The sequence below is a fragment of the Psychrobacter sp. genome, from assembly GCF_030457785.1.
Lineage (GTDB): Bacteria > Pseudomonadota > Gammaproteobacteria > Pseudomonadales > Moraxellaceae > Psychrobacter.
On the sequence record NZ_JAKDUI010000117.1, the window covers coordinates 1 to 8,406 of the forward strand.

The window sequence follows — 8,406 nt, forward strand, 5'->3', positions numbered from 1 at the left end:
TGTAAAGTCATGATATACATGCTTCCACAGTGATTAGATGTCATGAATTTTTAATGATAAAGACCTGTTGTGCATTGACTAGCAGAAGGTTATAGTTGAAAAGTCACGATGACAAACATTATGACAACGGCTGCTTTTCTTTGGTAGAAGACATGTAATATATATTAATACAGTGGCTAGCCTGCAAAAGATAGCGCGCCTCTTTGTCATAATTTATCACTTATCCAGCATATGTGAGGTATTTATGAGCAAAAAATCATCTCAATCACAGGAACAGAGTTCAGACGATAAAAGCACTGATAGTCAAGATCAGAATCAAACCAAATCAGCCGTCCAAGAAGATGCCAAAGTCGATTCTTCGTCATCTACGCCTACCGATGAATCCAAAAAAAATACCTCTCCAGAACCTCAAATAAAGTCACAGACCTTTGATGAGCTACGAACAAATACAGGTCAGTATCGCCCAATCGCCAAAACAGTCGGCAACTGGCTCGATAATATCAATATGGATGCTCTCAACCATCTAAATGAACAAGCAGAAAATATCTTTTATCGTAAAGGTGTGACTTTCACCGTCTATAGCGACGCCCAAAATATCGAGCGTATGATCCCGTTTGATATAATCCCTCGCATCATTTCTACCAGCGAATGGAAGCAGATAGAAGCAGGCTGTAAACAGCGAATTACCGCGCTCAATGCTTTTTTGCATGATATCTACCACGATCAAGCAATCATGAAAGCCGGTGTGGTCCCTGATAGCTACGTTTATGCCAGTGGTTGCTATGAGCCATGGATGATGGGCATTGAGCTTGATAAACCCATCTATTCACATATCAGTGGTATCGATCTCATTCGCGATGAAGACGGTAATTTTTGTGTCTTAGAAGACAACTTACGTACGCCTTCTGGGGTATCCTATATGCTGGAGAGCCGAAGCATTTCAGAGACACTCCTGTCTGAAATGTTCGAGCAAACCCCTATTTTAGAAGTCAGTGATTATCCTAATCGCCTCAAATCCTGCCTTGCCAGCTCAACTTCAAAATACGACCCACAAATCGTAATATTGACTCCAGGACGTTTTAATAGCGCCTATTATGAACATGCTTTTTTAGCAAATGAGATGAATGTCCCTCTCGTCCATGGTTACGATTTGGTAGTCGAGGACAGCAAGGTCTATATGCAAGGCATACGCGGCAAGGTACAGGTTGATGTCATTTATCGCCGTATCGACGATCCTTATATCGATCCACTTGCTTTCCAGTCTGACTCTATTTTAGGTGTATCAGGATTGATGAGTGCATACCGATCGGGCAATGTGGTCATAATCAATGCGCCAGGCACCGGCGTTGCTGATGACAAGAGTCTTTATCCTTTTGTTCCCGATATGATTAGGTTTTATTTAGACGAAGAGCCTATTTTACCGAATATCGAAACTTACCAATGTCGTAAGCCTGAAGACCTCAAATACGTGCTCGACAACTTACAAGATCTAGTAGTCAAAGAAACCCAAGGCTCAGGTGGCTACGGCATGCTGATCGGCCCAACCTCTACAAAAGAAGAAGTTGAAGCCTATCGTGAACGCTTACTGGAAAACCCCGCTGGTTTCATAGCCCAACCAACCATTTCTTTATCCACCAACCCCACTGCGGTTAGTGATGGTATTGCACCGCGTCACATCGATCTGCGTCCCTTTATTCTCAGCCATGGGGATGGCAAAGTTGATATCGTACCAGGTGGCTTAACTAGGGTCGCAATGGTTGAAGACTCTTTGGTCGTCAATTCATCCCAAGGCGGCGGTATCAAAGACACTTGGATCGTTGACGATAGCAAATTAAACGACCTACGAGCTGCGAAGACTCATCACTCATCATTTGAGGTTAGCGCTTTAGACCACACCAATTATTATGATCGTGCGCAGCCCATAGAAGCAGGGTATGAAAACCTAGATGATGCACCAATGATTTTGCTGCTATCTACAGCAAGTCAGCTAATCTGGTTGGGTCGATATAGCGAGCGACTATACTACTACGACAGTGTAATGAAGCAGCTGGTCAAAGGGGATCTTAAAAAGTCTCAAGTGAAGCATTTAATTAACCATCTAGGGTTTAGCGCTGACCTTGAAGAATCTGTCAAAGCGATGAGCACTCAGATGCTGTGTGAGCTTGAACAACAAATCATACCAAACATCGTAGAGTCAATAGAAACCAACGTACAAGAAGCCAAGGGTGTTATCGGTAAAGATACTGCTGAGTTGTACAACTTGATTAAGCGACTTTCAAGTGCAGGCACTTATCGTGCTGCTACTTTGCAACTACATGCTTGTAATGCTGCGATGAAACAAGAGCATCCGACAGTCGCTTGTTTTTGGCAATTGGGACGACATTTTGAAAAGCTTGAACGCGCTGTTTTATTGCAAGAAGACTCAATGGAGGTAAGCTTAGCATTCAAACACTGGATCAACGAGTTGCCAGAGAATACCCGCTGGCGTGAACTGACTCGCCTAACCAATCAGATGATTCGATCTAAGCGATTTAGTGATTTTGTGCTTATCAGCGAAGAGTTTAACCTCATACTGCGCCAAGGGGTCTAATACCACCCAAATATGTAATGATAACTGAACCGACAATCGCAATAGACAAGATAATGAGCAAAATACGAGGATAATATTATGAAGCTTCAAATCAGTCATCAAACTAATTACTATTATGGCGAGTTGGCACAGCGTAGTGTACAGTATATCCGTATGACGCCTATGCAGTTACCACACCAGATTATCCACAAATGGGACGTTATGATTCCAAAAGTTGCTACCAACTTAAAAGACGGTTTTGGCAACAATTGGCTGACGTTAAGTCGCAACGAGGCGCACAATAACTTACAAATGCAGGCATCTGGCATCGTCGAAATCAATACCGATACCGAACGTTTGGAAGATATGCCGCATGTCCCTTATCTACTGTTTACCGTACAAACACCTCTGACTAAATGCTCAGAGGAAATGCGTGAGTTTGCAGCACCTTACTTGGAAAAGCCTACCCTTGATAGCCTAAAATCTATGGCAAATGCTTTGATTATGAAGATGCCATTTGTCAAAGATGTGACCAATGTTGGTACGACTGCCGCTGAATCCTTCGCCATACGTGCAGGGGTATGCCAAGATCACACACATGTATTTGTCGGTATGTTGCGTGACAAGCAGATTCCAGCTCGTTATGTCTCTGGGTATCTTTATGATGAAACAGAAAACCACATGGCAAGTCATGCATGGGCTGAAGCTTGGTTAGATGGTTTTTGGTATACCTTTGATATCTCAAACCAAGCTTTCCAGCCCAACTCACATGTTTATGTGGCCATTGGCCGAGACTATTTAGATACCGCTCCAGTACGCGGCGTTCGAATGGGCGGTGGGTACGAAAATCTTTACAGTTTAGTACTGGTTTCTAAGTTAGCATAGCCTTTGCTATAATGTCTGCCTTTACGACTACCGTGTTTATAACTTAGGATTATTTCATGACTTATTGTGCTGCTATCCGTCTCAAAGATGGAATGGTATTTGCGAGTGATACTCGTACCAATGCAGGCGTTGATCATATATCGACATTTAGAAAGCTGTATCAATACGGCATCGAAGGTGAGCGCTTTATGGTACTGCAAACTGCAGGTAGCCTTGCGACCTCGCAGGCGGTGTTTAATAAATTGCAAAACGATATCGATCAGCGTACAGAGAGCAACCTCAATACGGTAACGACTTTATTTGACGCCGCACAACTGGTTGGTGAGTGTATGCGTGACACCATGAATCATGCCAAAACAGTCGCCAATGCTGATAGAGATGGCGCTTTTACCAGCTCGTTTATGCTTGGTGGTCAAATCAAAGGCCAGCAGCCTGAGCTTTATATGATTTATCCTGAAGGCAATTGTATTAGAGCGACTAGAGATACACCGTTTTTTCAGTTAGGTGAGAGCAAATATGGCAAACCTATTTTAGATCGCTCTGTTGGCTATGATACGGATGCCAGACACGCGGCTCGTGCTTTGATGTTGTCTTTTGATTCAACTATTCACTCTAACTTATCTGTCGGCATGCCATTGGATTTTGTTTTGTACGAAAATGACAGCCTTACTTTGCCAACGGGTCGCCGGATAGATGAGCGTGATGAATATTTTAATACGATTCGTCATCAGTGGTCAGAAGCACTACGTCGCACTTTGATTGAGTTACCTCAGTGCCCTGAAGGCTATTGGGATTAATATAAGCGAAACACCAAGCCCCTTCTCGCTATAGATAAGGGGCTTTTTTTGTTCGACAATGACTACTTGCCCACCACGTATCTCTTCGATCCGATCTTTATACTAGCGAGCATGAGTCCTGACAAGATCAGTACCATCGCTGCTATCTTCCACCACGTTATCACCTCGTTGGTGAGTAGCACTGAAGCGATCATCCCAAGTATAGGCACCAGTAGCGCAAAGAGCATCACCTCAGAGGCGGTATTTTGCGCAAGCAAGTGAGCCCATAGTCCAAAACCGACGAGCGTTGAGATATATAAGATAAATCCAATCGATAGCCAAGACTTCATTGAAGCTTGTGTGAAAGTTGCTACTTGCCAAACATCGCGCTCATATAGCAGTGACGCTACAATCAGAATGACACAAGCGATTAGCCCTCCCCAGACCACAAGCGCTAACGCCGACAAGGCTGATTTTTTATGGTTAAATTTTGAGGCAGGTATCGAGCCGCTTAAAACTGCCTCCATTATAAAAAATGAAAAGCTTTTAGATCAAATTATAGACACAAAAAAGGCCAGATACCTAGCTTATTGCTAGTAATATCTGGCCTTTTTTGATTGAGGATTGAACCACTTGCGTTATTCAATCCTCAAGTTTTAGTTATTACGAGTTGCTACCGCGATTGCCGCCATTTGAGCGACTGTTTGAGCGATTTGCCGGACGACCTTGACTACCGCTAAGACGACCACGGCCAGTAGCTGCACGATCACCACGGTTAGCACCAGTACGTTTCCCTTGGTATGGCTTGCCACCTGAACGTTCATTTGGCTTGCCTTGATAACCGCTGTCATTGCTGGCACGTTGGCCTGTTGACGCTTTGTCTGAAGAGCGACCACGACCGCCACCGCTAGATTTGCCAGCATAGCCACCGCCTGAACGACCACGGCTATTAGAACGTCCGCGACCACGGCCACGACCTTTACCTTTGTTTTCACTAGGTACGTAAGTCTTCTTAGGCTCCATACCTTCGATGACACATACTTCCATTTTGCGATCTAGGTAACGGTTGATCGCAGTTAGCTGTGGACGATCGTCCATGCTACACAGACTGATAGCAACACCAGTACGACCAGCACGACCACAACGACCGATACGGTGGACATAATCTTCTGTTTGACGCGGTAGGTCATAGTTAATGACGTGCGAAATCGCTGGCACATCTAAACCACGAGCTGCAACATCAGTAGCAACTAAGATTTTACATTTGCCATTGCGCAGGTCTTGGACGATGCGGTTACGCTTATTTTGTGGTAAGTCACCGTGCAGGAAGCTGGCTTTATGACCTTGCTCTTGTAGTGATTTGGCCAGTTTTTCGGTACTACGCTTAGTTGCTGCAAAGATAATGATCTGATCCATTTCTTGCTGGCAAACAATTTTATCAAGTAATTTGTTTTTGTGATTAAAATCATCACAGTAGTACACTTTTTCTTCGATGTGTGCTGATTCGACTTTGATTGAAACGCGCTCAGGGTTCTTAGTAAAGCTAGCAGCGATCTTACCCACTGGGCCATCCCATGTTGCTGAACACATAATTGTCTGACGATCTGTCGGCGCAGCGCTCAAGATATCACTGATGTCATCAGCGAAGCCCATATCTAACATGCGATCGGCTTCATCAAGTACCAATGCTTCGAGGTTTGACAAATCGACACGGCCAGCTTTGATGTGATCAAGCAAACGACCAGGCGTTGCTACGATGACCTGAACCCCTTTTCTCAAGGCAGTAATCTGACCATTGTACGGCGCACCGCCAACCAATGGCACGCAGAATAAACCACGCATGTCTTTAGAATACGTACGCACGCTGTCATGCACTTGCTGAGCAAGCTCACGAGTTGGCGTTAAGATAAGAGCTTTGGTTAGTTTGTCAAAGCTGGTTGCACGGCTTAGACGATCAAGTACAGGGATGACGAAAGCTGCTGTTTTACCACTACCGGTTTGGGCAGACAATAGCAAGTCACGACCTTGTAATGCAAAAGGAATGGCTTGGGCTTGAATAGGTGTTGGATTGGTATAACCAATACGATCAAGCGCAGTTAGGATTGGCTTGGCAATATTAAGCTCAGCAAAGGTGACTTTGTCTTCTTCAGGCGCGTCAGTGGTATCTGCTTGAGTATTTGTATCGGTTTTTGGGGTATCGGTGTTTTCGATGATGCCGTTTTCAGCGGCAATTGTAGATAAGATATCAGTCATGAGAATCCTTGGTAAGTATAAGATGCTGTAAATTCAGCAAGCTTGATGCATACCACTGATAACCGTTCACCATGCAGCTTTTATTATATGACTACCAAACCAGATAAAACGGTCGATAATCAGAAGCCAAGCCATTAAAGCGAAGCCTCTATAATAAATGTATGCGTGTTGCCTGACGTATTTTGGTGGTAGTGCCGAGTGTCTTATCCTTGTCTGATATAAGCGTATTATCGAAGCTTTATCCAAAGCAGATAACCGAAAATAACAACCAATCTGGCCCATATTTATGGGCCAGAAGATAAGATATGAGTCAAAAGTAACCGCTATTTTTAAAGCGTGTTATTTAAGTACACAAAATCATCGGCAACAATTACTCATGGTCAATCCTAGACCTAAAATCGCAGGCGATGTTATCAATCTCATAATTCACGAAAGCTGAGGCTAACGTGGCGACGCAGTATAGCACAACTAAAACCAACTGTATCTATTTTTTAGTCCATATGGTCAAAAACTATCATTGAAAACGATGTTGTGCTGAAACAGCCATTCAAATTGAGCAGCTGCTATCTATATAAAGTACTCACTTTCACCGTTTGGTGGTGTGTTTGATCTATTGACTGATATCCGTTACATAGGTCGGTAATTTCCAAGCACCACCTGCTTCAACCATGCGACACAGTCCAGTCGTACTCTCGTGACTTTTTTCAAAAGATTTACCAGTCCATAGCCAGTCAACAGTATCACTACAATCACCGATGCCACGCCCCTTTTGTACAGAGGATAATCTTCCTTTGTCATAACTGGTGGCGTTGGTAGTTACCAATTTTGGATTGTATGGTTTTCGGTCATTAATAACCCAGACGCCAGTGCCAGCGTTGTACGCGCTAATCCAACAATCGTGCTGAGCAAGCAACTGCGAGCTATTTAAGCGGTTGACACGCCATAAAGAATCATCTTCCAGGCTTGGACAGTCACTATCTACATCACTCATTGTGCCTTTAACAAGCGCTGCTAACTCGGAAGATTTCATGACAAACTTATTCTGATTGCTAGAGCTCGCTTGTGGATTGGGTGCGACAAAATTGAGTTTTGGCTTCGCTCTTGGTGACAACACATCACTGTTTGGTTTACCACTACCACCACTGCTAACAAAAGCACTTGGAGTCCCTACTCGTCCCTGAAACTCATCTGCTTTTAGCATGACTGCACTGGCGCCCTTGTCAGAGAGCTGCCAGCGTGAGTTGCGCAGTACCAACTCAATCTTGCTAGACTTGGTCAGGGCATCTAACAACACATCCGTTTGTGTTTCAGTTAGCTCGGCATGACCTCCTTCTGCAGAAAAAGGCTCAGTTTCCCCATAGTCTCTATCATTGATAAATAATGATATACGATGCCGATTACCGAGCTTCATCAAAGCCTTGGCTGAACTTTCTTTAGAGCCGCCAAGTTTTACCTTGCCATAGGTATCTGCATTCGCACCCGCGCTTCTCATGAGCATTATTGATACGGGGAACTCACTGTTGTTTTCGGCCTGGTAGCCTGCCAGCCGGCAAGTTCGCGTATTGTCACAGACAACCTGCCAGTCTTGACTTGTGAGCTCTGTACCGGCTGCCATGCTTCCTGTACTAAATAAAGCGGCACTAATAGCCACAAACACCGGTCGTTTTATTGTATTGTTTATCATCAGCAATATGTCTTTAAAGGATTTAGGGTTTATTGTTTAATAAAGATAAAGTACGAGAAAACTTCGGAGAACTAATAGCATCTCTCACACACTACTCTTGACGAGAGAATAACGCTTGTTTGACTGCTTGCCACCTTATATATAATCTTTCACCGTAATTTTTCATCAACAAGGGGACAACAAACATCGGTTTATCAAAATAATCTACTGTTATCTTAACGCACCAACGTTACTATATG

Annotated in this window: 6 protein-coding genes; 3 read left to right on the forward strand and 3 right to left on the reverse strand. The window is 43.9% G+C overall.

Going from position 1 to position 8,406, the window contains the following annotated elements; translation table 11 throughout:
- The first annotated feature begins 244 nt into the window (after positions 1-244).
- The 3 genes from L0J61_RS06905 to L0J61_RS06915 all read left to right on the forward strand — a co-directional run bounded on the left by L0J61_RS06905 (position 245) and on the right by L0J61_RS06915 (position 4,251).
- Positions 245-2,590 carry a circularly permuted type 2 ATP-grasp protein gene (locus L0J61_RS06905; RefSeq protein ID WP_301465596.1) on the forward strand — a complete coding sequence of 782 codons (2,346 nt, stop codon included), beginning with the start codon at positions 245-247 and terminating at the stop codon, positions 2,588-2,590.
- A gap of 78 nt (positions 2,591-2,668) precedes the next feature.
- Positions 2,669-3,454: a transglutaminase family protein gene (locus L0J61_RS06910; RefSeq protein ID WP_301465597.1), complete on the forward strand. Its 786-nt coding sequence runs from the start codon at positions 2,669-2,671 to the stop codon at positions 3,452-3,454.
- 56 nt (positions 3,455-3,510) lie between these two features.
- Positions 3,511-4,251 carry a peptidase gene (locus tag L0J61_RS06915; RefSeq protein WP_301465598.1) on the forward strand — a complete coding sequence of 247 codons (741 nt, stop codon included), beginning with the start codon at positions 3,511-3,513 and terminating at the stop codon, positions 4,249-4,251.
- Positions 4,252-4,313: 62 nt separating this feature from the next.
- Here the strand turns inward: L0J61_RS06915 and L0J61_RS06920 are convergent, their stop codons facing one another.
- The 3 genes from L0J61_RS06920 to L0J61_RS06930 form a co-directional block, all read right to left on the reverse strand.
- Positions 4,314-4,697: an EamA family transporter gene (locus L0J61_RS06920; protein ID WP_301465599.1), complete on the reverse strand. Its 384-nt coding sequence runs from the start codon at positions 4,695-4,697 to the stop codon at positions 4,314-4,316.
- 196 nt (positions 4,698-4,893) lie between these two features.
- On the reverse strand, positions 4,894-6,483 hold the full coding sequence (locus L0J61_RS06925; RefSeq protein ID WP_301465600.1) for a DEAD/DEAH box helicase: 1,590 nt from the start codon (positions 6,481-6,483) through the stop codon (positions 4,894-4,896).
- A 610-nt stretch (positions 6,484-7,093) separates the two neighbouring features.
- On the reverse strand, positions 7,094-8,167 hold the full coding sequence (locus L0J61_RS06930; RefSeq protein ID WP_301465601.1) for a DUF1176 domain-containing protein: 1,074 nt from the start codon (positions 8,165-8,167) through the stop codon (positions 7,094-7,096).
- Between the last annotated feature and the right edge of the window lie 239 nt (positions 8,168-8,406).

Excerpts from the sequence above, each read along its gene's own strand:
- L0J61_RS06905 (WP_301465596.1), top strand. The coding sequence starts at position 245 with ATGAGCAAAAAATCATCTCAATCACAGGAACAGAGTTCAGACGATAAA.
- L0J61_RS06910 (WP_301465597.1), top strand. The coding sequence starts at position 2,669 with ATGAAGCTTCAAATCAGTCATCAAACTAATTACTATTATGGCGAGTTG.
- L0J61_RS06930 (WP_301465601.1), bottom strand. The coding sequence starts at position 8,167 with ATGATAAACAATACAATAAAACGACCGGTGTTTGTGGCTATTAGTGCC.
- L0J61_RS06915 (WP_301465598.1), top strand. The coding sequence starts at position 3,511 with ATGACTTATTGTGCTGCTATCCGTCTCAAAGATGGAATGGTATTTGCG.
- L0J61_RS06925 (WP_301465600.1), bottom strand. The coding sequence starts at position 6,483 with ATGACTGATATCTTATCTACAATTGCCGCTGAAAACGGCATCATCGAA.